Origin of the sequence: Streptomyces sp. VRA16 Mangrove soil, from assembly GCF_017377775.1 — a bacterium.
Classification (GTDB): domain Bacteria; phylum Actinomycetota; class Actinomycetes; order Streptomycetales; family Streptomycetaceae; genus Streptomyces.
Genome location: NZ_JAFVLN010000003.1, coordinates 386,916 through 412,553 on the forward strand (window position 1 = coordinate 386,916; position 25,638 = coordinate 412,553).

At 72.7% G+C, this 25,638-nt stretch carries 24 protein-coding genes; 16 read left to right on the plus strand and 8 right to left on the minus strand.

Going from position 1 to position 25,638, the window contains the following annotated elements:
- Positions 1-17: 17 nt before the first annotated feature.
- The 7 genes from J3486_RS11160 to J3486_RS11190 all read right to left on the minus strand — a co-directional run bounded on the left by J3486_RS11160 (position 18) and on the right by J3486_RS11190 (position 6,649).
- Positions 18-992: a hypothetical protein gene (locus tag J3486_RS11160; RefSeq protein WP_207820051.1), complete on the minus strand. Its 975-nt coding sequence runs from the start codon at positions 990-992 to the stop codon at positions 18-20.
- Positions 917-1,393, minus strand: a complete 477-nt coding sequence (locus tag J3486_RS43990) for a fumarylacetoacetate hydrolase family protein (RefSeq protein ID WP_374194715.1) — start codon at positions 1,391-1,393, stop codon at positions 917-919. The genes J3486_RS11160 and J3486_RS43990 overlap by 76 nt, the downstream gene beginning before the upstream one ends.
- A gap of 97 nt (positions 1,394-1,490) precedes the next feature.
- Positions 1,491-2,333, minus strand: coding sequence for an alpha/beta fold hydrolase (locus J3486_RS11170; RefSeq protein ID WP_207820052.1), 843 nt, complete (start codon positions 2,331-2,333; stop codon positions 1,491-1,493).
- Between the two features lie 57 nt (positions 2,334-2,390).
- Complete coding sequence (locus J3486_RS11175) at positions 2,391-3,113, minus strand: alpha/beta fold hydrolase (RefSeq protein ID WP_207820053.1); 723 nt, start codon at positions 3,111-3,113, stop codon at positions 2,391-2,393.
- A 513-nt stretch (positions 3,114-3,626) separates the two neighbouring features.
- Positions 3,627-4,346, minus strand: a complete 720-nt coding sequence (locus tag J3486_RS11180; protein ID WP_207820054.1) for an alpha/beta fold hydrolase — start codon at positions 4,344-4,346, stop codon at positions 3,627-3,629.
- A 37-nt stretch (positions 4,347-4,383) separates the two neighbouring features.
- The gene (locus J3486_RS11185) at positions 4,384-5,193 is read right to left on the minus strand and encodes a helix-turn-helix transcriptional regulator (RefSeq protein WP_207820055.1); all 810 of its coding nucleotides are present in this window, start codon (positions 5,191-5,193) and stop codon (positions 4,384-4,386) included.
- A gap of 205 nt (positions 5,194-5,398) precedes the next feature.
- Complete coding sequence (locus J3486_RS11190) at positions 5,399-6,649, minus strand: CdaR family transcriptional regulator (RefSeq protein WP_207820056.1); 1,251 nt, start codon at positions 6,647-6,649, stop codon at positions 5,399-5,401.
- 235 nt (positions 6,650-6,884) lie between these two features.
- On the opposite strand from J3486_RS11190, the gene J3486_RS11195 reads away from it, so the two are divergent.
- Positions 6,885-7,733: an alpha/beta fold hydrolase gene (locus J3486_RS11195; protein ID WP_207820057.1), complete on the plus strand. Its 849-nt coding sequence runs from the start codon at positions 6,885-6,887 to the stop codon at positions 7,731-7,733.
- A gap of 64 nt (positions 7,734-7,797) precedes the next feature.
- On the opposite strand, the gene J3486_RS11200 is transcribed toward J3486_RS11195, so the two are convergent.
- Positions 7,798-9,162: an MFS transporter gene (locus J3486_RS11200; RefSeq protein ID WP_207820058.1), complete on the minus strand. Its 1,365-nt coding sequence runs from the start codon at positions 9,160-9,162 to the stop codon at positions 7,798-7,800.
- Positions 9,163-9,415: 253 nt separating this feature from the next.
- On the opposite strand from J3486_RS11200, the gene J3486_RS11205 reads away from it, so the two are divergent.
- From J3486_RS11205 to J3486_RS11275, 15 genes are all read left to right on the plus strand, one after another.
- Positions 9,416-10,900 (plus strand): aldehyde dehydrogenase, encoded by a 1,485-nt coding sequence (locus J3486_RS11205; RefSeq protein ID WP_207820059.1) that lies wholly within the window; start codon positions 9,416-9,418, stop codon positions 10,898-10,900.
- A 22-nt stretch (positions 10,901-10,922) separates the two neighbouring features.
- Positions 10,923-11,849: a VOC family protein gene (locus J3486_RS11210; RefSeq protein ID WP_207820060.1), complete on the plus strand. Its 927-nt coding sequence runs from the start codon at positions 10,923-10,925 to the stop codon at positions 11,847-11,849.
- Entirely contained in the window at positions 11,846-12,643 is a 798-nt protein-coding gene (locus J3486_RS11215) for an aspartate dehydrogenase domain-containing protein (RefSeq protein WP_207820061.1), read from the plus strand. The genes J3486_RS11210 and J3486_RS11215 overlap by 4 nt, the downstream gene beginning before the upstream one ends.
- On the plus strand, positions 12,640-13,464 hold the full coding sequence (locus tag J3486_RS11220; RefSeq protein ID WP_307804777.1) for an alpha/beta fold hydrolase: 825 nt from the start codon (positions 12,640-12,642) through the stop codon (positions 13,462-13,464). Before J3486_RS11215 ends, J3486_RS11220 begins: the two co-directional genes overlap by 4 nt.
- 5 nt (positions 13,465-13,469) lie before the next feature.
- Positions 13,470-13,991 (plus strand): cupin domain-containing protein, encoded by a 522-nt coding sequence (locus J3486_RS11225; protein ID WP_207820062.1) that lies wholly within the window; start codon positions 13,470-13,472, stop codon positions 13,989-13,991.
- On the plus strand, positions 13,984-14,739 hold the full coding sequence (locus J3486_RS11230; protein WP_207820063.1) for a 3-oxoacyl-ACP reductase family protein: 756 nt from the start codon (positions 13,984-13,986) through the stop codon (positions 14,737-14,739). Before J3486_RS11225 ends, J3486_RS11230 begins: the two co-directional genes overlap by 8 nt.
- 19 nt (positions 14,740-14,758) lie before the next feature.
- Entirely contained in the window at positions 14,759-15,535 is a 777-nt protein-coding gene (locus tag J3486_RS11235) for an SDR family oxidoreductase (protein WP_207820064.1), read from the plus strand.
- A gap of 9 nt (positions 15,536-15,544) precedes the next feature.
- The gene (locus J3486_RS11240) at positions 15,545-17,161 is read left to right on the plus strand and encodes a thiamine pyrophosphate-binding protein (RefSeq protein WP_207820065.1); all 1,617 of its coding nucleotides are present in this window, start codon (positions 15,545-15,547) and stop codon (positions 17,159-17,161) included.
- A 12-nt stretch (positions 17,162-17,173) separates the two neighbouring features.
- On the plus strand, positions 17,174-18,118 hold the full coding sequence (locus J3486_RS11245; RefSeq protein WP_207820066.1) for a PDR/VanB family oxidoreductase: 945 nt from the start codon (positions 17,174-17,176) through the stop codon (positions 18,116-18,118).
- A 15-nt stretch (positions 18,119-18,133) separates the two neighbouring features.
- On the plus strand, positions 18,134-18,364 hold the full coding sequence (locus tag J3486_RS11250) for a recombinase-like helix-turn-helix domain-containing protein (RefSeq protein WP_207820067.1): 231 nt from the start codon (positions 18,134-18,136) through the stop codon (positions 18,362-18,364).
- Positions 18,365-18,371: 7 nt separating this feature from the next.
- The gene (locus tag J3486_RS11255) at positions 18,372-19,370 is read left to right on the plus strand and encodes an aromatic ring-hydroxylating dioxygenase subunit alpha (protein WP_207820068.1); all 999 of its coding nucleotides are present in this window, start codon (positions 18,372-18,374) and stop codon (positions 19,368-19,370) included.
- Complete coding sequence (locus J3486_RS11260; protein WP_207820069.1) at positions 19,367-20,620, plus strand: MFS transporter; 1,254 nt, start codon at positions 19,367-19,369, stop codon at positions 20,618-20,620. Before J3486_RS11255 ends, J3486_RS11260 begins: the two co-directional genes overlap by 4 nt.
- Before the next feature lie 151 nt (positions 20,621-20,771).
- On the plus strand, positions 20,772-23,732 hold the full coding sequence (locus J3486_RS11265) for a hypothetical protein (RefSeq protein ID WP_207820070.1): 2,961 nt from the start codon (positions 20,772-20,774) through the stop codon (positions 23,730-23,732).
- Between the two features lie 56 nt (positions 23,733-23,788).
- Positions 23,789-24,460, plus strand: coding sequence for a FadR/GntR family transcriptional regulator (locus tag J3486_RS11270; protein WP_207820071.1), 672 nt, complete (start codon positions 23,789-23,791; stop codon positions 24,458-24,460).
- Positions 24,461-24,603: 143 nt separating this feature from the next.
- Entirely contained in the window at positions 24,604-25,575 is a 972-nt protein-coding gene (locus J3486_RS11275; RefSeq protein WP_207820072.1) for a PAC2 family protein, read from the plus strand.
- Positions 25,576-25,638 lie beyond the last annotated feature (63 nt).

Here is a 25,638-nt window from a genome sequence, read left to right on the forward strand (position 1 = left end):
GGGGCGGGACGGATGGCCTATCGGTGCGAAGTGATGTGTGCGGACAGGAGGTTGGGGTCGGTGTCGGTGAAGTAGGCGCCGCTGGCGATGTAGGCCGTGGTGCCGCGCACGGCGACCGACGTCGGGTTCTGCAGGCCGTCGGCCGCCGTGAGCACGGTCGTGTGTCCGCCGTCCGGACCGACCAGCGCGACCTCGTTGTCCGCGTTGATCGCCGCCAGCAGCGTGTCGCCGTGGCCGGTGAACGCGAAGTCGTCGATGTCGACCAGGCCGGTGGCCCGGGTCTCGACGGGGCCGGCCGCGGCGTGCCGGGTGACGGGGATGCGCAGCACCGTGCCCTTGTCGAGATTGGTCACCCATACGTCGCCGTTGTGGACCTTGACGCCGTTGGCGCCGAGGAAGCCGGCGGGGGCGAGTTCGGGGCCGGTGGCCCAGGGGGTCACGGGGCCGCCGTGGGTCGGCACCCGCCAGAGGGTTCCGCGGACCGAGTCGGCGGCGTACAGCAGGTGTTCGTGGGCGTCGAGGGCGAGGCCGTTGGGCAGGCCGTCGGCGGGGAGGGCGGCGATGCGCTGCGGTGAACCGCCGGGGCGCAGGCGCCACACGCCGGTCAGGTCGCTGCTGCCGGTGGCGTAGAGGAAGTACAGCGTTCCGTCGTGGTCACGGACGATGCCGCCGAGGAAGGGGGAGCGGAGGGTGGGGGTGACGGATCCGGCGGGCGGCTCGGGCAGCGTGGCGAGGATGTGCACCCGCCCGTCGGGCGTGATGCGGGCGATCCGGCGGCTGTAGGCGAAGGTGACCACGGCGCTGTTGCCGGGCTCCAGGGTGATGTTCTCGGGTCGCCGGCCGTCGGCGATGTCCAGGTGGGCGACGAAGCGCACGTCCGGCGTCGAACGGGCGCCGGTCGCGGCCGCGGGGTCGGTCATGGTGGCCGCGAGGACGGCGGCCACGGCTGCGGCCACGAGGGCGGAACGGGTCCTGGTGAGCGTTCTGGGCATGGAGTGATCTCCTGGTTTCGGTCGGACGGGCGCGGGCGGGCGAACTCCTGGCACAGTTCGCCGATGCGGCGCACGGCGCTGACGCTCGCCGTTGAGCGTGCGGGTCGGTTCGAGATCGTCGGGGTCGTCGGGATGACCGGGGTCGTCGAGGTCGTCGGGTTCACCAGCCGGGGGCCTGCCGGAGCGAAGCCCGGGCAGGCGTCGCCGGGGCCGGACCGCGGTGCCGGTCGGCCCATGGGGAGGACACGTTCGGGGAGATCTCGTCCGACGGTGGGTCCCGCGACGTGGTTCCCGGCATCGGCCTCACGCCCGTGGCGTGCCGCGCGGCCCATGACGACGACCGCTTCCACCTCCCGGTCGGGGTCCGAGCGGAGCCGTGTGGCTCTGCGGTCCCTGCGGATGACCGGAGGACTGCCCGGGGATGGGGGTCCCGCGGCCGGACGGTGGGGGGTGAGAGCTGTCGGCCGCGGGACGTCGTGGCCCGGTCCGTGGCCCCGGTCAGCGACCGTGGCGCACGGAGCGGGATGCGCGCAGGATCAGGTCGGTGACGGGCTCGGGGTCGCTGACGGAGACGGCGTGCGGGGCGTCGACGGCGACGGTGTGGGCGCCGGCGCGCCGGGCCATCCATCGCTCGGCGGTCGGGGGGATGTTGCGGTCACGGTCGGCGACGAGGTACCAGCTGGGGATGGTCTTCCAGGCGGCGGCCGTGGCCCGTTCCTGGAGCGCGGCGAGCGTGATGGGCCGCTGTCCCGCCGCCATGACCTGGGCCGTGCGGATCGGCACTCCGGCCGCGAACTGATCGCGGAACAGGTCCTTCCTGATGACGAGTTCCTCCGCCTGCCCGCCCCCGGGGAGCGGATAGGTCTGTGCGACGGTGGCCTGCCCCAGGGTGCTGCCGGGGAACTTGTCGGTCAGTGCGAGCGCGCTCTCCCCGACCTCCGGCACGAACGCCGCGATGTAGACCAGGGCCTTGACGTGGGAGGCGCCGGACGCGGCCTGGCTGATGACCGCGCCGCCGTAGGAGTGCCCCACCAGCACGACCGGGCCGGTCACGCCGTCCAGGACGCTGCGGATGTAGGCGGCGTCACTGGCCAGGTCGCGCAGCGGCAGGGCCGGTGCCAGGACCCGGTGGCCCTGCCGCTGGAGCCGCTCGACCACGCCGCTCCAACTGGAGGCGTCGGCGAACGCGCCGTGGATCAGGACGACGGTGGGCTTGTCCGGACGGGGCCGGCGGCCGGCGGCCGAGCCGGGCACGGCGTGGGCGACGCCCGCGGTGCCCAGCGCCGCGGCGCCGGCGAGAAGGGAGGCGGTGACGGTACGGCGTGAGATCGGTGCGTTCATGGTCGCTCTCTGCGAGGGTGAAATCCGTTGATGGACGGCCGAGCCGGCTCGCTCAGGTCAGGCGGAGCTGGCGGTGGCTGCTTCCGCGATCAGTTCGACGACGCGCCCGGGGTGGGACAGCATCACGAGGTGGGAGGAGTCGACCTCGACGGTGGTCATGCCGGCCCGCTGGTAGCCGTAGCGCTCGACGTCGGGGTTGATGGTGTGGTCGGAGGAGGAGACCAGGCCCCAGGAGGGCTTGGTCTTCCAAGCCGCGGCAGGCGCCGCGTCGGCGAACGCCTGGGCGGCGAGCGGACGCTGGGAGGCGGCGAGCACCCTGGCGAGGCGGGCGTCGACGTCAGCGGCGAAGATGGCGGGGAACTTGTCGGGCCGGACCGACACGTCGGTGCCGGTCTCGGTGGTGCCCTCGACGGGGAAGGGCGTGTAGACGAGCGCGGCGGCGAGGTCGGAGTCCGGGAAGCGGCCCTGCAGCTCGCCGAGGCTCTCGCCCTTCTCCAGGGCGTAACCGGCCAGGTAGACAAGGGCCTTGACGTTGTCCTCGGTCCCGGCGACGGTGATGACGGCGCCGCCGTAGGAATGGCCCACCAGGACGACGGGACCGGGGATCTGGCGGACGAGCGAGGCGACGTAGGCGGCGTCGCCGATCAGGCTGCGGTTGGGTACGGCCGGGGCGACGACGTCGTAGCCGCGGTCGATGAGCCGGGGAATCACCTCGGCGTAGCTGGAGGCGTCGGCGAACGCTCCGTGGACGAGGACGACGGTGGGCTTGGCGGAAGACATGGGAGTACTCCCCTTCGGGCGTCGTGGTGGGTGTGCGAAGTGATCGGGTGGCGGGCTCGCGAGGGGGGGGTGAACCGCGCCTCGCGGAGCGACTCCGCCTGCCTGCTGGAACTTTATGGGCGAAGGAAGTGCGTTGTTTGCCCGCCAGCGCCCTGAATGTGTCCTCTGTGCGCCCTGACTGCCGGGTCGGCCGTTCCGGCCGGTGAGCGCGTCGGGGTCGGTGGCCGCGTCGACGAGTGCGGAGCCGTCGTGGGCGCACGCCGCGCGCAGGGCGGGTGGTTCGTCGTGATCAGCGGCGTGGACGTGGCGGGATCAGGCTCTCCGCGCGCGGGAGGCCGCGGCGTGCGCCGGCTCGTGCGGGCCCGGCAACCCGCGTCTCGTCAACGGCCTCTACGACGCGCACCGCTCGATGGCGCCCGCCCTCGCCCTGGCGGCACGTATCCCCGGCGGTGGTACGCGAGTGGTCCCGTGCGGGGAACGGCTCGCGGCACTGCGCGTCGCGGAGCGGGTGCGTCAGCTGGTGGCGCGGACCGCGTCGAGAATGAGGTTCGCGACGTCCCTGGGGCGGGAGACAGCGACAGCGTGCGACGCGTCGTCGAGCTGGACGACCGTCGCTCCGGCGCGTTCGGCCCCGAAGCGTTCGACGTCGGGATGGATGGTCCGGTCGGCACCGGCGATCAGGGCCCACGCCGGTTTGGTGTGCCAGGCGGCGGCGGTGGCCTTCTCCTCGAACGCCGAGGCGGCCAGCGGCCGTTGGGCCGCCGCGAGCACGCGGGCGACGGGGGCGGAGACATCGGCGGCGAACACCGCGGGGAACGCCTCCGGCACGATGCTGACCTCGTCGACGCGTTCGCCCGCGGGCGCCGTGCACGTCTCACGTCTGAGGTGCTCGGACAGGGCGGAGTGCGGGAACCGGCCCACCAGCTCGGCCAGGCTCTCGCCCTTCTCAAGAATGAATGCGGCGACGTAGACAAGACCGACGACGTTGTCGGTGATGCCTGCGACCGTGATCAGCGCGCCGCCGTAGGAATGGCCGACCATGACGACCGGGCCGTCGATGCGGTCGGCAACGGAAGCGACGTAGGCGGCGTCCGAGGCCAGACCGCGCAACGGGTTCGCCACCGCGACGACCGGGAGGCCGAGCCGCTGAAGTTCGTCGATGACTCCGAGCCAGCCTGATGTGTCGGAGAACGCGCCGTGCACGAGGACGACAGTGGGCGAAGAGTCGGGCATGGTCCATTCCTCATGAGCGGGGCGGTCCGGGCGACATTCAGTCGCGCGTGGAGAGGGAGATCTGCCATTCGGTGGGTGACAGGCCGTACGTGCGGCGGAACAGTCGGCTGAAGTGCGAAGGGCTGGCAAATCCCCAGTTCTGTGCCACCGCGGCCACGGTGCGCCGCCGGTTGGACGGTCGGCCCAGATCCACGCGACAGGATTCGAGCCTGCGCTGCCGAATCCAGGTACCGACGGTCGTGCCGTCGCTCTGGAAAAGCTTGTGCAGATAGCGGACGGAGATGTGATGAGCCCTGGCGATCGACTGTGGCGACAGATCGGGGTCCATCAGATGCGTCTCTATGTGGTCGCGAATGCGCGTGAGCATCTCACCGCCGGCTGCCGGGGAGGCGACGGATCCGGGCCCGAGGAGTTCGGCCACGAGGAGAGCGACGAGGTCCACCGCGTTGAGGGAGAGCCTTCTCGCGCTCGCCGAGTGGCAGAGTCCGTCCTCGCCGATCAGGGCGTTGAGGAAGCGCGACACGAGCGCTCCGACGCCGCTGTCCGCCGGTGCTTCGGTGCCCGCCAGGCGGCGGGCCTCCTCTGCGGAGATCCCCAGATGGACGCAGGGGACCCGGAAGACCACGAAGTGACCTTCGCCGTGCGGGTGTTCCGGTTCCAGAGGGTCCAGGAAGAGCAGGCTGCGGCATTCCGACGATTCTTCGGGACCGGCCTTCGGGAGTGCGAGGTAGGGGCTTTCTCCGTCTTCTTCGGAGGTCGCCCAGGGCAGTGTTCTGTGGTGGCGGCCCGAGTCATCTCCCCGGGCCGCTCCGGCAGTTCTTTCTCCTGCTGATTCTTCTGTTCGCATCGGTGCGCGCGATATGACCGACCTGGTCACAGTGGGCTCCAGTCGTGCCGTAGTTCATGAGTTCCGGGGCTCGGCAACTGTTCCGTTACGCGCGGGACAGCTCCTGCCTGACTCATTGTTCTTCGGCACGGCCTCCGGCCACCACCGCGCTCCGTAGTGATGGGCCGGGAGAAACTTCATCACTCTGTAGTGACGAGGTGCCCGCTCACAGCACGGCGTCGTCCTCGGCCGTGCCGAGCATGTCCTTGATCCGCAGGCCCAGGTGCAGGATCAGCCGGTCGCCGCCGTTGTCCAGGTCGAGGCCGGTGAGCTCATGGACCTGCCGCAGCCGGTAGTAGAGGGAGGTCCGGTGGATCTCCAGCGCCTCCGCGGTCCTCGGTACGGATCCGGCGTGCTCCAGGAAGGAGCGCAGGGTCTCCTCGAGCCGCTGGCCGCCGGGCGCCTTCAGCAGCGTGCGGAGCGGTTTCGGCAGCAGGGACTCGTTCAGGGCGTGGTCGGGCAGTTGCAGGAGCACGGCGTACTCGCCGAGCTCCTCCCACATTCCGACGCGCTTGAGATGCGGCAGGCGGCGTGCCGCGCGAGCGGCCACCAGCGCCTGCTCGTAGGAGGTCCACGCCTCGGCCAGACCGGCCTGACGGCCGCCGACGCCCAGCACGGGTTCGGCCGAGGCGTCGAGGTACGTACGCACCGCCTCCACGGCCCGGGTGGACTGCTCCGCCAGTTCACGCTCGCCCGGTTGCCGGTCACCGACCTGGAGCACGACGGCCCGGTCCGGGGCGACGGCCAGGAGGCCGTGGGTCGTTCGGGTGCGCAGGAGGCCCTCCAGGGCGCCGCGCAGGGCCACTTCGATCTGGCCCGGCGACTCATGAGAGGGCGTCACCTGAAGGACGGTCACCACGGCGTGCGCCGCGTCGGGGAGCAGTCCGCTGTCGACGATGCGCTGTCGCGCGGCGGCGCGGCCGGCGGCGCTCGCGCCCAGCAGGGCCTCCAGCAGCTCCCGTTCCAGCGCGCCGTCGGTGTCGGAGGCCGCCTGGTCCGCGTACATCTGGGCGCTGATGTCGCCGGACGCACGGCCGATGGTGTCGATCTCCTCCGGTGTCAGCTCGGCGTCGGGCGCCACCACCATCAGCAGTCCGAGAAGGTGTCCCTTTTCGCGCAGCGGTACGCAGTAGCGCGTGAGCAGGCCCAGTTCGTCGCGGCCTTCGATGTATCCCGGCCGGGTCCACCGGGCGACGCCCTGGTCGAGGACGTAGCGGATGATCTCGCTGTCCGCCCGGCCCTGGAGCAGGCTGCGGATGCGGACCGGGTCGGCGTCCTCGAAGTGTCTGCTGGAGCAGACGAAGCGGACGAGGGGGTCGTCCACGACGACGGACCGGCGCAGTCTCGCGGCCAGCTCCTCCACGAGTCCCTGTAGCGCGACGCTGCCGACGTGCGTCCGTCTGACCTCTTCATTCATGCCCGCCCCCTTTGAGATCTCATTTCTACAAGGCGTGAATCCGGCAGACCAAATTTTCGACAGTGTGAGGTCGGTCAAGCCCTCGTCGGGCATCGGTGGGCGCTCTGTGCACGGGGAGAAAAGAGGAGGGCGCTCCCAGAGCAGAGGATTTGCCGCTGCCCGTTCGGCTCTGTACAAAGACGTCTGCACGCCGCTCCCACCGCACCGGCGGACGGCAGAACGACGGAGGGGCACCATGGGTGAGTTGACGACGCGCGACGGTACGCGGCTCACATACCGCGACAGCGGGGGCGACGGGGCCCCTCTGGTCATGCTCCACGGCTGGGGGCAGACACAGGAGATGTTCCGGCACCAGATGACCGGCCTGGCTCCCACGCGCCGCGTCATCACCGTCGACCTTCGCGGTCACGGCAGGTCCGACAAGCCCCGGCACGGCTACCGGATCGCCCGGCTGGCCCGTGACGTCCTCGACCTCCTCGACCATCTGGGTCTGGAGCGTGTCGACGCCCTCGGCTGGTCGATGGGGGTGTCCGTGTGGTGGAGCTTCATGGACCAGTGCGGCACCGGCCGGATCCGGCGCTTCGTCGCCGTCGACCAGCCCGCCGCCGTCGCGGCCGTCCCCTGGATGACACCCGCGGAACAGCGGGAGTCGGGAGCCATCTTCGACGTGCCGGCCCTGCTGGATCTCGGCGCGGCCCTGGCCGGGCCCGACGGCGAGCAGGCCCGCCAGGACTTCGTACGCGGCATGTTCTCCGGCAGCACCGATCCCGGGATCCTCGCGTTCGTCGCCGAGGAGATCCGGTCGACGCCCGCCTATGCCGGTGTGCCGCTGCTGTTCGACCACTGCGCCCAGGACTGGCGCGACATGCTGCCCCGGGTCGACGTTCCGACGCTGGTCATCGCGTGCGAGGGCAGCCATGTGAGCCTCGACTCCCAGCGCTACGTCGCCGAGCGCATCCCGGGCGCCCGCCTGCACGTCTTCCCGACCGACGTCGCCTCGTCACACTTTCCGTTCCTGGAGAACCCGCCGGCGTTCAACGCCTTGGTGGACAAGTTCCTCTCGCAGGAGAATCCAGCGGGCTGACACCGGAGACCGCCGTCGGCGCCGGCCCCCCGCACAGGGACCGGCGCCGCCACGGCATACGGACTCAGGCGTTCAGCTCCTCCAGCGTCCGCCCCTTCGTCTCCACGGCGAACAGCGCGATCACCGCGCCGACGCCCGCCACGCAGGCCAGCTGCGCGAAGACCAGGCCGAGGCCGCCGCCCGAGCCGAGGATCGCGCCGACCGTGATCGGGCCGAGGATCACCCCGAGCCGGTTCCACAGCCCGCCGAAGGCCGCGCCCCTGGCCCGGTTGGAGGTCGGGTAGAGCTCCGGCGAGTAGAGGTACAGGCCCGCGTTGATCGCGTAGACGAAGAAGGTCGTGCAGGACGCGAAGACGGCGACCTTGAGGCCCGAGGTGGCCCCGGCGACGGCGAGTGTCCCGAGCGCGAGCGCGGTGCCGGCCAGCGCGGCGACCAGCGCGGGACGCCGCCCGATCCGGTCGATGACGAGCGCGACCGCGAAGGTGCCGAACAGGCCGGTGATGTTGCTCAGCAGCGTGTAGACGAGCGCCGTCGTCAGATCGAGGCCGAAGTTCTTCGTGTACAGGGACGGCAGCCAGGTCGAGATGCCGTGATTGACGTAGTACGCGACGAACCACAGGGCCGACAGGACAGCGGTCCGGCGCAGATAGCGGCCGGTGAACAGATCGCGCAGCCGGCCGCGCGTCGCCTCGGGCGCGGGGTCGGCCGAGGGCCGCGGCAGGGGTTCGCCGACCGCCCGCTCGACCTCGGCCTCGATCCGGGCGATGACCTGCTCGGCCTCCTCGGTGCGGCCCTGGGAGAGCAGCCAGCGGGGCGACTCGGCGACGTGCCGGGGCAGCAGGGCCGCGATCAGGACGGGCAGTGCGCCGATCACGAACATCGCGCGCCAGCCGAGGTTCGGCACCACCCACACGGCGACGAGGCTGGCCGCCGCGAGCCCGGCCGGGAAGATCATCTCGTAGAGCAGGACGAAGCGGCCGCGCTTGTCGGAGCGGGCGATCTCGTTGATGTAGGTGGCCGCGACCGGGACGACGCCGCCGATGCCCAGGCCCTGGACGAACCGGAAGAGCGAGAACAGTTCGATGCCGTTCGCCAGCGCGACCGCGAGGCTGGCCACGCCGGTCGTCGCCACACCGAGGGCGACGGTGCGCACCCGGCCGATCCGGTCGCCCAGCCAGCCCGCGACCAGGGCGCCGAGCAGCATGCCGATGGAGCCGGCGGTGACCGCGAAGGTCGCCTGCCCCGTCGTGAGGTGCCAGTCCTTGATGAGGACGGGCAGGGCCGAGGCGGCGAGGAGCTGGTCGAAGGCCTCGAAGAACGTCACGGCGCCGATCAGGAATCGGACCTTGACGTGCCAGCGGGAGTGCGGCAGCCGTTCGAGCCTGGCCGCGATCGAGCCGAGGCCCTGAGTGCCGGCCACAGTCGTCATAGAGGGGTCCTTCCGCGAACACGCGAAACAGGGGAGTCCCGCAGACAGTAGGAGCCGACACCTAAGCGGTCAATGGTTAGGCACTTAGACATGTAGAGAGTGACACCACCGTCACCTCCGCGTAACTCACGCTGGACAGTGGGGAGTCAGCGGCTGCCCGACAGTCCAGAAAGGGGTCTTGCGCGGAAACATTTAAGCGCTTAGATTTCTAGCGCTTGAGAGATCCAGCCCCACTCCGCCTGGAGGTTCCGCCGTGCCCCACCCCCTCACCGAGATCCTCGTCGCGGGTCGGTGGCGCCGCGGCGGCGGCGAGCCCGTCGACACCGTCGACCCGGCCACCGGCCGGGTCATCGCCACGGTGCACTCCGCTTCGGCCGACGAGGTCGACGAGGCGGCACGGGCCGCGGCGCGGGCCGCGGCCGACCCGGCCTGGCGGGATCTGCTCCCCCACCAGCGGGCCCGACTCCTGCACCGCATCGCGGAGTTGACGGAGGAGGCCGCCGACGAGCTGGCCGCGACGCAGACCGCGGACACCGGCAAGACCCTCGCCGAGACCAAGGCGCTGGCGCTCAGCGCCGCCGGGACGTTCCGCTACCTGGCGGCCGCCCTGGAAACCGCGGAGGACGCCCTCACGCCCTCGCGCGGCGCGTACGTCACGATGAGCGTGCACGAGCCGATCGGTGTCGTCGGCGCCATCAACCCGTGGAACTCCCCCGTCGCGAGCGACGCGCAGAAGATCGCTCCGGCGCTCGCCGCGGGCAACGCCGTGCTGCTCAAGCCGGCCGCCTGGACCCCGCTCGTCTCCCTCGCGCTCGGCCGTCTCATCACCCGCGCCCTGGACGAATTCGGCCTGCCCACCGCGCTGTTGTCGGTCCTGCCGGGCAGCGGGCGGGTGGTCGGCGACGCGGTCGTCCGACATCCGCTGGTCGGCCGGATCGGCTTCACCGGCGGCACCGAGACCGGCCGCTCCATCGCCGGGATCGCCGCCCAGAAGCTGATCCCGGCCTCCCTCGAACTGGGCGGCAAGTCGCCGACGATCGTGCGGGCGGACGCCGACATCGAACAGGCCCTCGCGGGTGTGATGTTCGGGATCTTCTCCTCCAGCGGGCAGTCCTGCATCGCCGGTTCGCGGCTGTTCGTGGCGCGGGAGATCCATGACGAGTTCGTCGGTGAACTCGTCGCCCGGGTGCGGAAGCTGCGCGTCGGTCCCGGCACCGCGCCGGACACCCAGGTGGGCCCCCTCGTCCACCACCGGCACCGGGACTCGGTCGCCGCGTACGTGGACCTGGCCCGCTCGGAGGGCGCCGAGGTGCTGTGCGGCGGCTCCTCGCCCGACGGACCCGGGTACGCGGACGGCGCGTACTACCTGCCGACCGTCCTCACCGGCCTGCCGAACTCCTCGCGCACCTGCCAGGAGGAGATCTTCGGCCCGGTCCTGGTCACCCTGCCGTACGACGACGAGGACGACCTGGTCGAGCAGGCCAACGACTCCGTGTACGGCCTTGCCTGCGGGATCTGGACCCGTGACCACCGGGCGGCCTGGCGTCTTGCCCGCCGGATCGACGCGGGCACCGTCTGGATCAACACGTACAAGCAGTTCAGCGCGTCCACCCCGTTCAGCGGGATGAAGGACAGCGGGCTCGGCACGGAGAAGGGCCGGGACGCCATCCGCGCCTACCAGCGCCAGAAGTCCCTCTACTGGGGCACCTCAGATTCCCCGCTTCCCTGGGCCAACTGACCACCCACTCAACGGAGTTGTGATGTCCCACCCCTCCCCTGCGTCGACGACCGCGCCGATCGCCCGGCTGCGCGCGCTGCGCTCCGTCGAACTGCTCACGCCGTCCTTCGCCGAGGCGACCGACTTCTACGAGGACGCGTGGGGCCTGGAGATCGTCGAGTCCGAGCACAGCGCGAGCTGGCTGCGCGGCACCGGCGACGAGCACCACGCCCTGCAGCTGACCCGCTCCGAGCGCACCGGCCTCGGCCGGCTGGTCTTCGCCGTCGCCACGCCCGCCGAGATCGACGAGGCGGCCCGCCGGCTCGAAGCGCGCGGCATCGTGCCCCTGGCGGGCCCGGGACCGCTCGACCAGGTCGGCGGCGGCTACGGCCTGAGGTTCCACGACCACGAGGGCCGCCTCATCGAGCTCTCCGCGGACACCTGGGCGGTCGCGCCGCGCGGCCGGGACGCCGCCGTGCCCGTCGGCGTCACCCACACCGTGCTCAACACCCCCAACATCGACGCCGCGGTCGCCTTCTACTGCGACGTCCTCGGCCTGCGCGTCTCCGACTGGTCCGAGCACCAGATGGCGTTCCTGCGCTGCAACGCCGACCACCACTGCATCGCGTTCAACCAGGCCGAGTGGGTCTCCCTCAACCACGTGGCGTACGAGATGAGTTCGGCCGACCACTTCATGCGGGGCCTGGGCCGGCTGCGCCACCACGGCGTCGTGCCGCAGTGGGGCCCGGGGCGGCACGGCCCCGGCAACAACACCTTCTCCTACTTCACCGACCCGACCGGCCTGGTCTGCGAGTACACCTCCGAGATCGCGCAGGTCGTCGAGGACCGGTGGATCGCCAAGGTGTGGCGGCGGGTGCCCGAGCTGTCCGACCTGTGGGGCACGGCGGGGCCGCCGTCGAAGGAGATCCGCTGTCACATGGCCGGCAACCCGGAAGGACCCCTCTCATGAGCAGCACGCTGAAGGTCGGACTCGTCGGCTGGGGCGCCATCGGCCGCGTCGTCGGCACCGCCCTCGCCCAGGGCGACGTCCAGGGCGCCGAGCTGACGTGCATCGTCGACAACCGCCCGCTCGGCGAGGCGTCGCCCGCCCCGCAGGTCGCCTTCGAGGAGGCGATCGAGCGCTGCGACCTGGTCGTGGAGGCAGCGGGCCAGGGTGTCGTACGGGAATGGGGCGAGCGCGTCCTGGCCGCGGGCACCGATCTGCTCGTGGCGTCGACCGGGGCGCTCACCGACGAGGAGCTGGCGAAGCGACTGCTCACGGCCGGGCCCGGCCGGGTGTACTTCACCGGCGGCGCGGTCGGCGGCCTCGATCTGCTCCAGGCCGTGCGCGCCCTGGGCCCGCTCGACGAGGTGCGCCTCACCACCACCAAGCTGCCGTCCACCCTCGAACAGCCGTGGATGGACGAGGAGTTGCTGGAGCGGATGCGTGCGGCGTCCGGTCCGGTGGAGGTGATGAGCGGCACGGCGCGCGACGTGCCGGTGAAGTTCCCCAAGTCGACGAACGTCGCGGCCTCGGTCGCCCTCGCCGTCGGCGACCTGGACGCTGTGCGGGTCCGGGTCGTCGCGGATCCCGGGGCCACCCTCACCCGGCATGTCGTCGAGGCGTCCGGGGAGCACGGCGCGTACCGCTTCGAGGTCGCCCACCGCCCCGACCCGGGCAACCCGGCGACCAGCCAGGTCGTCCCGTACGCGGTGCTGCGTTCGCTCGCGGCGCTCGCCGGACGGTCGGGGCAGATCCTGTGAGCCGCCTCGAAGCGGCCGCAGGTCCCGCCATCCATGTGGAGACGGCCGGACGGGAGGGCCGCCCCCTGCTGCTCTGCCTGCACGGCATCGGCTCCTCGTCGGCGGCCTTCGCACCGCAGCTCGCCGGGCTCTCGGAGCATGTGCGGGTCGTGGCGTGGGACGCGCCGGGGTACGCCGATTCGGCTGATCCGGACGGCCCGTTGGACCTCGACGGGTTCGCCGACGCGGCCGCCGACGTGATCCGCGCGCACGGGACGTCGGCGCACGTGCTCGGCGTCTCCTGGGGCGGCGTGATCGCGCTGCGGCTCGCCACCCGCCACCCGGAGCTCGTCGACTCCCTGATCGTCGCGGACTCCAGCGTCGGTTCCGGCACCGACGAGGCGAAGGCGGCCGGGATGCGGGCGCGCGCCACGGAGCTGGCCGAGCTCGGGCCGCGGGCCTTCGCCGAGAAGCGCGGCCCGCGCCTCGTCTCGGACCTCGCGGACCCGGCGCTGGTCCAGCGGGTCGTCGACACCATGGCCGGCTCGGTCCGGCTGCCCGGCTACGGGTACGCCGCCGAGGCCATGGCCGGCGCCGATCTGCGCCCCGAACTGGCCGCCGTCGCCGCGCCCACGCTCGTCGTGTGCGGCGACCGCGACACGGTCACCGGCGCCGAGGCCTCCCAGGTCATCGCCGGGGGCCTGCACAAGACCGCCTACGTGATCGTCAAGGACGCCGGTCACCTGGCCAACCAGGAACAGCCCGAGCGGTTCAACGCCTGGGTCCTGTCCCATCTGCACATCGTCACCAACTCCCGCACGCAGCGGGCACGGAAGGGCTGATCACCATGCCTCTGACCACCACCGAGTACGACAACGGCGGCGACCTCGGCGCGTACACCGACTCGCTCATCGCCACGAAGGAATCGCGCGTCGCCGACTTCGACACGCTCTCCTTCCAGGAGAAGGCGGGCCCGCAGTACCGCCGCGGCCAGATCCGCTACGTCGGCTCCGGCGCCACCGGCAACCACGAGGGCGACAAGCGGATCATCCCGTCCGGCGGCTTCACGTTCTCCAACATGCTGCTGCAGCCCGGCGCCGAGGGCCCGGCCCACACCCACCACGACGTCGAGGAGGCCTTCTTCGTCCTGGAGGGCCAGGTCCGCGTGGGCATCCACCGCGGCCCCGACGAGGTCGAGTACCGCACCCTCGGCTACCGCGACATGATCGTGGTGCCCGCCGGTGTGACCCGCTCGCTGAAGAACGAGGGCGACACGGACGCCCTGTTCTGCGTCGTCATCGGCACGCAGAAGCCGCAGGTCCCGTCGTACCCCGAGTACTCGCCGATGCACGGCGTCACCCGTGACTGACGCGTCCCCCGATGACGTGCGCACGGTCGTCGTGACCGGGGCGGGCCGTGGCCTGGGACGGGCCATGGCCCGCCGGGCCGGCGCCGACGGCTTCCGGGTCGTCGTCGCCGAGCTCGACACCGGGCGCGGCGCACGGGCGGCCGAGGAGCTGCGGGCCGAGGGGATCGACGCGCACTTCGTGCGCTGCGACGTCGCGGACCCGGCCTCGGTCGACGAACTCGCGGCGTTCGTCCGGGACTTGGGGCCGCTGTACGGCCTCGTGAACAACGCGGCCCTCGCCAACGGCGTCGGCGGCAGGGAGTTCCAGGACATCGACATCGAGGTCTGGGACCGGCTGATGACCGTCAACGCGCGCGGCCCGTGGCTCGTCGCGAAGGCGCTGCACCCGCTGTTCGGCCCGGCCGGCCGGATCGTGAACATCGCCTCCGACGCGGCCCTGTACGGCTCTCCGCGGCTCGCGCACTACATCGCCTCCAAGGGCGCCGTGATCGCGCTGACCCGGGCCATGGCCCGCGAGCTGGGCGAGCGCGGCATCACCGTGAACGCGCTGGCGCCCGGCCTGACCGAGTGCGAGGCGACCGAGACGGTGCCCGAGGAGCGGCACGGCCTGTACGCCGCGAACCGGGCGATCTCCCGGCCGCAGCAGCCCGACGACCTCGTCGGCCTCGCCGCCTTCCTCCTCTCGGAGGAGTCCCGCTATCTGACCGGACAGGTGATCGCCGTCAACGGCGGCTTCACCATGAACTGACCTTCTGGAGTAGTGAGTTATGGATCTGGGCCTCGCCGACCGGACCTATGTGGTCACCGGAGGCAGCTCGGGCGTCGGCCTGGCCACGGTCCGCGCCCTGCTCGACGAGGGCGCGAACGTCGCCACCTGCGGACGTGACGCCGAACGCCTCGACCGCATCGGCGCGCACGACCGTCTCTTCACCGCCGTGTGCGACGTCCGCGACGCGGCCGCCGTGCGCGATTTCGTCGGCGCCGGTGCCGAGCGGTTCGGCGGGCGCCTCGACGGGCTCGTCAACAACGCCGGACAGTCCCGGATGAAGCGGCTCGACGAGACGACCGAGGACGACTGGCGCGACGAGCTGGAGCTGAAGTTCGCGGGCGTGCTCGGCCCGGTGCAGGCCGCGCGGAAGTACCTGAGCGCGTCCGACGCGGCGTCGGTCGTGAACGTCAACGCGGTCCTCGCCAAGCAGCCCGAGCCGCGGCTCATCACCACGAGCGCCGCCCGCGCGGGCATCCTCAACCTGTCCAAGTCCCTGGCCACCGAACTGGCTTCGGACGGCATCCGCGTCAACTCGGTGTGCCTCGGGCTCATCGACACCGGGCAGTGGACGCGCCGGCACGCCGCCGCCGACTCGGGCCTGTCCTACGACGACTGGCAGGCGGAGCTCGCCGCCGACCGTGGCGTCGCGCTCGGCCGGCTCGGCCGGGCCGAGGAGGTCGCCTACGCGATCCTCGCGCTGCTCGCGCCACGCGCCTCGTACATCACTGGAACCAGCATCGACGTCTGCGGCGGAGTCGGCCGCGGCATCCTCTGAGGAGTTCGCATGCAGTACGCCAATGGAGGCGACCTGCTCGTCGCCGTCCTGAAGGAACTGGGCGTCGACACGGTCTTCGGGATCGTCTCCGTACACAATCTGCCGCTGGTCGAGGCGGTCGACCGCGAGCTGCGGTTCGTGCCCGTACGGCACGAGGCGAGCGCCGTGAACGCCGCCGACGCCTACGGGCGGGCCCGCGGCTCCCTCGGCTGCGCGCTCACCTCGACCGGGACGGGCGCGGGCAACGCGGCCGGCTCGCTCATCGAGGCGCTCGCGTCGGGCACGTCCGTGCTGCACGTCACCGGACAGGTCGAGAGCCAGTTCCTGGGCAGCGGGCGGGGGTTCATCCACGAGACCAAGGACCAGCTCGGGATGCTGACCGCCGTCTCCTGCCACGCGGCCACGGTGCCGTCCGCCGACGCGGCGGGCCGGGTGCTGCGCGAGGCGGCCCGCGCGGCGCTGGCCGCGCCGGGCGGGCCGGCGAGCGTGGAATGGCCGATCGACCTTCAGTACGCGGCCCAGACGGACACGCCGGCCGAGGCACCGGAGGCCGTCGTGACGGCACCCGAACTCGGCGGCGCAGCAGCCCTATTGAGTGCCGCGGAGCGCCCCCTGATCTGGGCCGGAGGCGGCGCCACCAAAGCTCGTACCGAACTCGCGGCGCTCGTCGAGGCGACCGGCGCCGGGCTCATCACCTCCAACTCCGGGCGTGGCGCGGTACCCGAGGACCACCCGCAGGTCATCGGCAACTTCGCCACCACCCCCGCGGTGCGCGCCCTCCTCGCGGACGCCGATCTGCTGCTCACGGTCGGCACCCACTTCCGGTCGAACGAGACCGCCGACTACGGGCTCGAACTCCCCGCAGCCCACCTGCAGATCGACATCGACGCGGCCGCGCTGGGCCGCGTCTACCCGGCCGTGCACGCCCTGCACGGCGACGCCGCCGCCACGCTCGGCGCCCTCCTCCCGCACGCCCGTGAGGCCGACCCGGAGTGGACGCGCCGCGTCACCCAGGTCCGTACGGACGTCCGCGCCACGCTGCACGACACCATCGGCCCGCAGGCCGCGATCTGCGACGCGCTGCGCGCCGCGCTCCCCCGGGACGCGGTCGTCGCCCGTGACGTGACGATCGCCTCCAGCAGCTGGGGCAACCGGCTCCTGGAGATGTACGACCCGAAGGCCAACGTGTTCCCGCGCGGCGGCGGCATCGGGCAGGGCCTCGGCATGGGCATCGGCGCCGCGCTCGCCGACCCCGGGCGGCCCACGGTCGTCATCGCGGGCGACGGCGGGCTCGCCGTGCACCTCGGCGAGCTGCTCACCGTCGCCCAGGAGCGGCCCTGGCTCACCCTGCTGGTCTTCAACGACGGCGGCTACGGGGTGCTGCGCAACATGCAGGACCGGTACGGGGAGCGCCGCTCCGGCGTCGACCTGACCACGCCCGACTTCGAACTCCTCGCCCGTGCCTGCCGGTTGCCGTACCTGCGGATCGCGGACGCCGAGCACGCCGCGCCGGTCATCAACGAGGCCGTCGCCTCCGACGGGCCCGTGCTCGTCGAGGTGGACCTGGCGGCGCTCGGCCCGATGAAGAACCCGTTCACCCCGCCCGTCAAGATCCCCGCCGCGTAGGGAGGCCCCACCATGACCGAGTCGGAGCGCCGACTGGAGCTGCTGGTCAGGCGGATGACCTGGGAGGCCGACGGCGTCCTGTCCGTCGAGCTCACCCATCCCGACGGCAAGCCGCTGCCGGCCTGGGCGCCGGGCGCCCACATCGACGTCCACGTGGGCGGGCAGATCCGCCAGTACAGCCTGTGCGGCGACCCGGCGACCCCGTGCACGTACCGCATCGGTGTCCTCAACGAGCCGTCGTCGCGCGGCGGTTCGCGCCATGTGCACACCGCCCTGCGCCCCGGGCAGCGGATCACCGTGTCCGAGCCGCGCAACCACTTCGCCCTGGAGCAGTCCGCGGCGTACGTGTTCGTCGCGGGCGGCATCGGCATCACGCCGATCCTCGCGATGGCCCGTGAGGCCGCCCGGAGCGGGGCGCGCTGGCGCCTGGTGTACGGCGGACGCGGGCGGGCCTCCATGGCCTTCACCGACGAACTGGCCGCGCTGGGCGGCGACGTGACGCTCGTACCGCAGGACGAGCTGGGCCACATCGACCTCGCGGCGGCCCTCGAAGGACTGTCCGACGACACCCTCGTGTACTGCTGCGGGCCCGAGCCGCTGCTCGCCGCCGTGGAGGCCGCGTGCCCCGGCGACCGCCTGCGGGTGGAGCGGTTCGCCGCGCCGGTCGTCGAACGGGCCGACGACGACGGGGAGTTCGAGGTCGAATGCCGCACCTCCGGGCTCACCCTCACCGTCGGCGCCGACACCTCGATCCTGGAGGCCGCCGAGCAGGCGGGCCTGACCGTCTCCAGCTCCTGCCGCGACGGCATCTGCGGCTCCTGCGAGACCCGGGTCGTCGACGGCACCCCCGACCACCGCGACTTCCTGCTCTCGGAAGCCGAGCACACCGCGAACGCCTCGATGATGATCTGCGTCTCGCGCTGCGCCGCCGGCTCCCGGCTCGTCCTCGACCTGTAACCCCTGGAGACACACATGAGCACCGAGACCGACTGGCCGTACCTGGAGATCCACCAGTCCCGGACGCGCGAGCCGTCGCCGTACGAGCTCAAGCTGGCCGCCACCCTCGAAGAGGTCTTCACCGAGGAAGGCCACGAACTGGCCGACGTCGTACGGGGGCTGAACACCCGTCAGGTCCACGCGCCGGACGGTGCCGCCTGGACCGAGGACTCCTTCCGCGCCGAGATGCACCGACTGGGAGCGTGACACCACCATGACCCTGACCGCTGACGAGATCTACGCGACCGGCCTGCGCGGCCAGTGGCACCCGGTCGTCCCGTCCTCGTTCGTCGCGCCCGGCGCGATGCGCAAGGTCACCGTCCTCGGCGAGCAGTGGCTGCTGCTGCGCCGCTCCGACGGCACCCTCAGCATGCTCGCCGACCGCTGCCCGCACCGCGGCGCCCCGCTCTCGCTGGGCAAGCACCTGGGCGACCGGGTGGCCTGCTGGTACCACGGCGTCGAGGTCGAGACGGACGGCACGGTCTCCTCCGTGCCCGGGCTGCCCGGCTGCAACCTGGAGGGCAAGCAGCTCGTCACCTCGCTGCCCGTGCGGGAGGTGTCCGGCGGCGTCCTCGCCTACTTCCCGTCCGAACAGGCCCCGAAGCCGGTCGAGCTGACCCTCCCCGAGCCGCTCACCGACCCCGACGTCGAGGCGATCCTCTGCTACGCCGAGTGGAACGTGCCGTGGCGGTACGCCGTCGAGAACCTCCTCGACCCGATGCACGGCGCGTTCCTGCACCACGACTCGCACACGATGTTCGACGGTGACACCACCGCCAAGTTCCGCATCCGCGAGACCGACCGCGGCTACTTCTTCGAGAAGACCGACCAGCGGGGCGTCAACTTCGACTGGGTCGAGCTGTGCCGCACGGGCGTCGACTGGGTCGACCTGTCCATCCCGTACCCGCCGTCCGCCGGCCCCGGTGGCCCGTTCGGCATCGTCGGCATGGTCCGCCCGGTCGACGGCGAGAAGTGCGCCGTCTTCTTCTGGCGCTACCGCCGCGTCCAGGGCTGGCAGCGCGACACCTGGCGGTTCCTCTACAGGACGCTGATCGAGAAGCGGCACTGGGAGGTCCTGGAGCAGGACCGGGTGATGCTGGAGGCGATGCCGTCCGACGCCGACCAGAAGGAGAACCTGTACCAGCACGACCTGGGCGTGGTCCGGCTGCGCCGCCTGTACCGCGCGGGCGCCGAGGAGCAGGCCACCGCATGAAGGCCCGCTGGGCAGGCGTCATCAGCCTGCTGGTCATCGTCCTGATCAGCTACGTGGACCGGGTGAACGTCTCCGTCCTCATCACCGACGAGGCGTTCACCGACCACTTCGGCATCACCGGCGACCGGGTCGCGCAGGGCGCCCTGTCGACGGTGTTCCTCGTCGGCTACGGCATCGCCGCGTTCTTCCTCACCCCGCTCTACGAGACGCGACTCGGCGCGCGGCGCGGCCTGTTCCTCAGCGTCGCCCTGTGGTCGGTGATGACGCTGCTGTCCCCGTACGCGCTGGGCGCGCTCACCCTCACGGTGCTGCGCGCCCTGCTCGGCGGCGCCGAGGGGCCGCTGTTCTCCCTCAAGACGATGTACGTGCGCGAGCACTTCGCCCCGCACGAAGCGGGCCGCCCCAACGCGGTCAGCTCGATGGGCGTCTCGCTGGGCACCGCCGCCGGTCTGCCGCTCATCACGTACCTCGTCTACCACTACGACTGGCACACGTCGTTCCTCGCGCTGGCCGCGCTGAACGCGGTGGTCGGTCTTCCGCTGATCGCCCTGTTCGTACGAGGACGTGGTGGGGCCGCGCGCGAGCGCACCGGCTTCGGCACGACACTCAAGGGCGCCCTGCGGATGCCGCGTCTGGCACCGATCCTCCTCGTCGAGATCGCCACCCTGGCGTATCTGTGGGGTTCGAGCGCCTGGCTGCCGTCGTTCCTGCTCCAGGAGCGGCACTTCTCGCTGACGGCGATGGGCGCGGTGTCCTCGATGCCGTTCCTGATGTCGCTGGTCTCCGGGTTCCTCGGCGGCTTCCTGCTGGACCGGCTGCCGCGACGGCTGCTCGCGCTGCCGTTCGTGGTGGGCTCCGCGGGCACCGCGGTCTGCGTGCTCGTGGTGGCGGGCGCGCACAGCGACGTGACGGTCGCGGTCGGCCTGATCCTCGCCGGCGGCTTCTGGGGCCTTCAGGGTCCGGCGATCCCCACGCTCGTCCAGCACTGCGCGCCGGCCCGGTTCGTGGGCAGCGCGTACGGCGTGGTCAACGGGGTCGGCAACCTCGTCTCCGCGTTCATGCCGACCCTGATGGGCGTCGCCATCGCGGCGAGCGGCGGACACGGCTTCGGCGCCGGGTTCGCGCTCCTCGCGGGGGCGCAGGCCGTGACGCTGGTGTGCGGGGTGTGGCTGCTGGTGCGGCCGGTCCGTGACCTGTCCACGGTCGCGGCGCCGGAGCGGTCGGGGGCGGCGAGCAGCCCGGTCGGCTGACCCCGCCCCGCCCGGCTCCCGTTCACGCCCCGCACCCCGTTCACGTGCGCCGACAGCGCTCCCGTACGCCCCCTCGGCCTGCCCGGTTCCCCGCCGTGCGGGCCGTACGGGCGCTACAACGGGTGACTCGGCACGGCACGGGGAGCACACGATGAGGGCCGGATGGCACACGGCGCGCACGCGCCGACGGCTGGGTCTCTGCGCGAGCGCGGTGACGCTCGCCATGGTGGCGGCGGTGTTCGGGCCGGGGCTGCTCGGGGGCCCGCCCGCGGCGCGGGCGGCGTTCGTGGTGTCGGCCGTGTCGGCGCTCGTGTCCGTCGCCGGGCTCGTCCTCGACGTACTGCGGGCCGACGCCGACCCGGTGGCGCGGCCCGCGGGGCCCGACCGGCGGCAGGCCGCCGACGCGCTCGCCGAGGCGGTGCGCGAGCAGTGGTCCGCCGAGGCGCTGGTGCACGCGCTGTGGGACCCCGAACCCCTCGACGTACGGTGGCGACCCGCCGAGCGCGCCCTCGCCGACCACCCGGAGAACATCCATCCGGCCGGGCCCATCCCCGGGCCGCACGACGCCGCGGGACGCACCATCGGCGCGGCGTTCGCTGCGCTGCCCCGGCGCCGGCTCGTGGTGCTCGGCGGTCCCGGCTCGGGCAAGAGCGTGCTCGCGCTGCGGTTCACGCTGGAACTGCTCGCGGTGCGCGCGCCCGGGGAACCGGTGCCGGTGATCTTCCCGTTGGCGGGCTGGGACCCCGGGCGCGTCGGGCTGCGGGCGTGGCTGGTGGAGCGGCTCGTCGCCGACCACCGCTCGCTCGCCACGCCCGACCCCATGCACGGCACGCTCGCCGAGGCGCTGATCGCCGCCCATCTGGTGCTGCCCGTCCTGGACGGCTTCGACGAGCTGCCGCCCGCCCTGCACGGGCCCGCGGTGCGCCGGATCAACGCCGAACTCGGCGCCCCCGACGGCCTGTTGCTCACCAGCCGCGGTCACGCGTGGCGGCGCGCGGTGCGCGAGGGCGACGTGCTGACCGCCGCCGAGGTCGTCCGCCTGCTGCCCCTCGACCCCGGCCGGGCCCGGTCGTACCTGGAGCGGACCGCGCCGCCGCTGCCCGGGGGCCGTACCGCGTGGACGCCCGTGCTCGACCGGCTCCGTGCCGAGCCGGCGCCGCCGCTCGCCCAGGCCCTCGACACCCCGCTGATGGTGTCGCTGGCCCGCGCCGTGTACGCGGACCGGCGCCGCGATCCGGCCGAGCTCCTCGACCCCATACGGTTCGCCACGCCGCAGGCCGTCGAGGAGCACCTCCTGGAGCGGTTCGTCCCGGCCGCGTTCGGGGACGACGACGTCGCGGACGGGCGGTGGAGCGGGGCGCAGGCGCGGCGCTGGCTGGGCTGGCTCGCGCGGGAGTCCCGGCGGCGCGGCACGCAGGGCGTCGCCTGGTGGGAGCTCCAGCGGGCGGTGCCACCGGCGGTGCGGGCCGTGGCGTCCGCCGCCCTCGCGCTGCTCGCGGTGTGGGCGGTGACCTCGCCCTCGGTGCTGTTCGACGCGCACGGCAGCGCGAGCGAGTCGCAGGACGCGGCGTCGCACGCGGCGCAGCTCGCCGGGCATGTCCTCGGCCTCGCGTTCGGCCTGGCGTTCGTGCTGCCCCGCACGGCGCGGGACGCCGCGCGGCCCCGCCCGCTGCTGCGGCGCACGGGGGCGGCTCTCGCCGCGAGCGTCGTCCTGGGCGCGGGATTCGCCGCCTCGAACGACCTGCGGTTCGGGCAGCGTACGGGCGACTACTCCGACAGCTGGTTCGCCGATCTGTGCAGCGGTTTCTGGTACACGACGGCGCTCGCCCTGGTCTTCGGCGTGGCGGGCGTCGCCCGGCACCCCGTGCCCCTCGGCCTGCCGTGGTCGGCCAGGACCGGCAACAGGGTCCGGGTGGCGGGCGCCGGGGCTCTGCTGGTCCTGGCGGGGGCGGGGGCGCTCGCCGCGCTCGACGGGGCGCACGCGCTGGACTCCTGGCAGGCGATCGCCGCGACCCTGCTCACACTCTCCGGACCCCCCCTGCTGATGGCGGCGCGGCGCCTCCCGGCCCTGCACGCGCCGGCCGCCGTCGCCGGTTCCCGCGGCCTCGGGCGGCGCTTCGCGCGCGGCCTCGCCGAGGGCCTGGCGGCCTGCACGCTCGCGGGGCTCGTCTGCGGCGGGGTCGCCGGATGCGTGGCGGGTGCGGTCACCGTGGTGCGCGCCGAACAGCCCGGCACGGCGCGGGCCGGCGACCGGTACGGGCCCTGGTACCTCGACGAACGGCGCACCGGCGACGGCCCGGTGCGCACCGCCGTGTCGGTCACACCGGTCGAGGGCCGCCTCCTGGCACCGCGGGACGGCGGTCCCCCGCTGGCGTACCCCGAGGGCGTCACACCGCCCGAATGCGACCTGTGGATCCCGGGCGACGGTGACTGCACCCCGTTCGTCTCCACCCGCACCGCGTTCCGGTCGTCCCACGGCACGGTCTCGCTCACGCTGCGCGCCTCCGGCCGCGACGTGCCGGTGTACGCGGCGAACCTGCGCAGGGACCTGCCGGCCCCGGTCCGCGCCTGGCTCACCCGGGACAGCGCGTGGCCCGCGTTCCGCGGGTGCCTGGCGGGCTTCGCCGGGATCGGGCTCGTGGTCGGCCTCATCGGCGGCTTCACCCGTGCCGTGTACGCGGCCCTGACCACCCCGTCCGACGTGCTGCGCGCGCCCGGTCCTGCCCCGCTGCTGCGCGCCGACCGCACCGCCGCGTTCGCGCGGGCGGGCGTCGTCGCCGTGCTCACCGCGGGCGTCTGCTTCCCGGTGGCCCTGGTCCTCGGCAGCCGCTCCGGTTTCGGGCAGGCCGTCAACCAGCTGTGGATCCCGCTCGCCGCCGCGCCCCTGGTCCTAGGCGCCTGGGGCCGGCTGCTCGTGGCCCGCGCCTGGCTGGCGGTCACCGGGCGGATGCCCTGGCGGCTGATGGCCTTTCTCGACGAGGCCCACCGGCGTGGAGTACTGCGCCAGTCGGGCGGTCGGTACGAATTCCGGCATCTGCGCCTGCGCCGCCGCCTGGCCGCGTTCACGGATACGGACGACCCGGCAGCGACGGCCCCTCCCGTACGCACATAATGGCTCCGAGACATCGGAGGACTGGGCTCTCCGAGGGACGAGCAGAGGGGGCTGCCATGGCCGTCACCGACGAAGCCATCGAGAAGATCAAGGAAATGATCGTCTCCGGCGCGCTGCGACCCGGGGACCGGCTCCCGAAGGAGAGCGAACTGGCCGCCGAGCTCGGTCTGTCGCGCAACTCCCTGCGGGAGGCGGTGCGCGCCCTGTCGCTGATCCGCATCCTCGACGTACGGCAGGGCGACGGCACGTACGTCACGAGTCTGGACCCGCAACTGCTGCTCGAGGCGCTCAGCTTCGTCGTCGACTTCCACCGCGACGACACGGTCCTGGAGTTCCTCGCCGTTCGCCGCATCCTGGAGCCCGCGGCGACGGCGATGGCCGCGACACGGATCGACGACGACCAACTCGACAAGCTGGCGGCCCAGTTGGCGGATCTGGGGCCCTCGCCGTCGGTGGAGGAGCTGGTCGCGGCCGACCTCGACTTCCACCGCGGCATCGTGAAGGCGGCCGGCAACTCGGTGCTCTGCTCGCTGCTCGACGGCCTGTCCGGGCCGACCACCCGGGCCCGGATCTGGCGCGGCCTGACCCAGGAGGACGCGGTCAGCCGCACCCTCACCGAACACCGGGCGATCCTGGCGGCGCTGCGCGACGGCGACCCGGAGGCGGCCCGGTCCTGGGCGACCGTGCACATCGCGAGCGTGGAGCAGTGGCTGCGCTCGACCTTGTGAACTCCGTGCCGTCGGTGGAGTGCGACCCTCCGAGTCGGGGCAGTGTTCCCGGCAGCCTCCGGGTTCCAGGGGGCTGCGGAAGGTCCCCGCGGACGCCGTAAGGTGGGCAGGTACGCGAGGGCATTGTCGGAAGGAGGCGCTGGGTGATCGAGCTCGAGGGGGTTCCCGAGCTGGTCGACCCGGTCATGGTGGCCGCGTTCGAGGGCTGGAACGATGCCGGCGACGCCGCCTCCACCGCGGTCGCGCATCTCGACAAGGAGTTCAAGGGCGAGGTCTTCGCCGCGCTGGACGCCGAGGACTACTACGACTTCCAGGTCAACCGGCCCACGGTGTGGCTGGACGGCGGCGTCCGCAAGATCACCTGGCCGACGACCCGGCTCTCGGTGGTCAGGATCGGCGGCGAGAAGCCGCGCGACCTGGTCCTGGTGCGGGGCATCGAGCCGTCGATGCGCTGGCGCTCGTTCTGCAACGAGCTGCTCGGTTTCGCGCACGAGCTCGGCGTCGAGATGGTCGTCGTCCTCGGCGCGCTGCTCGGCGACACCCCGCACACGCGTCCCGTTCCGGTCAGCGGCGTCACCTCCGATCCGGATCTCGCTACGCGCATGGACCTGGAGGAGACCAAGTACGAGGGCCCGACGGGCATCGTCGGGATCCTCCAGGAGGCGTGCACGCACGCGGGCGTCCCGGCGGTCTCGCTGTGGGCGGCGGTGCCGCACTACGTGTCGCAGCCGCCGAACCCGAAGGCGACGCTCGCGCTGCTCAACCGCCTGGAGGACCTGATCGACCTGCGGATCCCGCTGGGCGAGCTGCCCGAGGACGCGCGCGCCTGGCAGCTGGGCGTGGACCAGCTGGCGGCGGAGGACAGTGAGGTCGCCGAGTACGTGCAGACCCTTGAGGAGGCCCGGGACACCGCCGAGCTGCCCGAGGCGTCCGGCGAGGCCATCGCCCGCGAGTTCGAGCGGTATCTGCGGCGCCGTGAGCCGGGTGCGCCGCCCGGCGGCCACGCCACGGACGGCGGCGACGGCTCGTCGTACCTGCGGGACAACCCGAGCGGCCGGACCAGGCCGCCGAAGCCGCCGCGCTCCGATTCGGAGGACAAGGACGGCGAGGAGTAACCGTACGCGGGTCATGGTGAGCGCCCCCGGCGCCGGGCAACCGGCACCGGGGGCGCTCTCATG

Bases quoted from the DNA above. Each gene is read 5' to 3' on its own strand.
- J3486_RS11160 (WP_207820051.1), bottom strand. From the start codon at position 992: ATGCCCAGAACGCTCACCAGGACCCGTTCCGCCCTCGTGGCCGCAGCC.
- J3486_RS11170 (WP_207820052.1), bottom strand. From the start codon at position 2,333: ATGAACGCACCGATCTCACGCCGTACCGTCACCGCCTCCCTTCTCGCC.
- J3486_RS11175 (WP_207820053.1), bottom strand. From the start codon at position 3,113: ATGTCTTCCGCCAAGCCCACCGTCGTCCTCGTCCACGGAGCGTTCGCC.
- J3486_RS11180 (WP_207820054.1), bottom strand. From the start codon at position 4,346: ATGCCCGACTCTTCGCCCACTGTCGTCCTCGTGCACGGCGCGTTCTCC.
- J3486_RS11185 (WP_207820055.1), bottom strand. From the start codon at position 5,193: ATGCGAACAGAAGAATCAGCAGGAGAAAGAACTGCCGGAGCGGCCCGG.
- J3486_RS11190 (WP_207820056.1), bottom strand. From the start codon at position 6,649: ATGAATGAAGAGGTCAGACGGACGCACGTCGGCAGCGTCGCGCTACAG.
- J3486_RS11195 (WP_207820057.1), top strand. From the start codon at position 6,885: ATGGGTGAGTTGACGACGCGCGACGGTACGCGGCTCACATACCGCGAC.
- J3486_RS11200 (WP_207820058.1), bottom strand. From the start codon at position 9,162: ATGACGACTGTGGCCGGCACTCAGGGCCTCGGCTCGATCGCGGCCAGG.
- J3486_RS11210 (WP_207820060.1), top strand. From the start codon at position 10,923: ATGTCCCACCCCTCCCCTGCGTCGACGACCGCGCCGATCGCCCGGCTG.
- J3486_RS11215 (WP_207820061.1), top strand. From the start codon at position 11,846: ATGAGCAGCACGCTGAAGGTCGGACTCGTCGGCTGGGGCGCCATCGGC.
- J3486_RS11225 (WP_207820062.1), top strand. From the start codon at position 13,470: ATGCCTCTGACCACCACCGAGTACGACAACGGCGGCGACCTCGGCGCG.
- J3486_RS11235 (WP_207820064.1), top strand. From the start codon at position 14,759: ATGGATCTGGGCCTCGCCGACCGGACCTATGTGGTCACCGGAGGCAGC.
- J3486_RS11240 (WP_207820065.1), top strand. From the start codon at position 15,545: ATGCAGTACGCCAATGGAGGCGACCTGCTCGTCGCCGTCCTGAAGGAA.
- J3486_RS11245 (WP_207820066.1), top strand. From the start codon at position 17,174: ATGACCGAGTCGGAGCGCCGACTGGAGCTGCTGGTCAGGCGGATGACC.
- J3486_RS11250 (WP_207820067.1), top strand. From the start codon at position 18,134: ATGAGCACCGAGACCGACTGGCCGTACCTGGAGATCCACCAGTCCCGG.
- J3486_RS11255 (WP_207820068.1), top strand. From the start codon at position 18,372: ATGACCCTGACCGCTGACGAGATCTACGCGACCGGCCTGCGCGGCCAG.
- J3486_RS11260 (WP_207820069.1), top strand. From the start codon at position 19,367: ATGAAGGCCCGCTGGGCAGGCGTCATCAGCCTGCTGGTCATCGTCCTG.
- J3486_RS11265 (WP_207820070.1), top strand. From the start codon at position 20,772: ATGAGGGCCGGATGGCACACGGCGCGCACGCGCCGACGGCTGGGTCTC.
- J3486_RS11270 (WP_207820071.1), top strand. From the start codon at position 23,789: ATGGCCGTCACCGACGAAGCCATCGAGAAGATCAAGGAAATGATCGTC.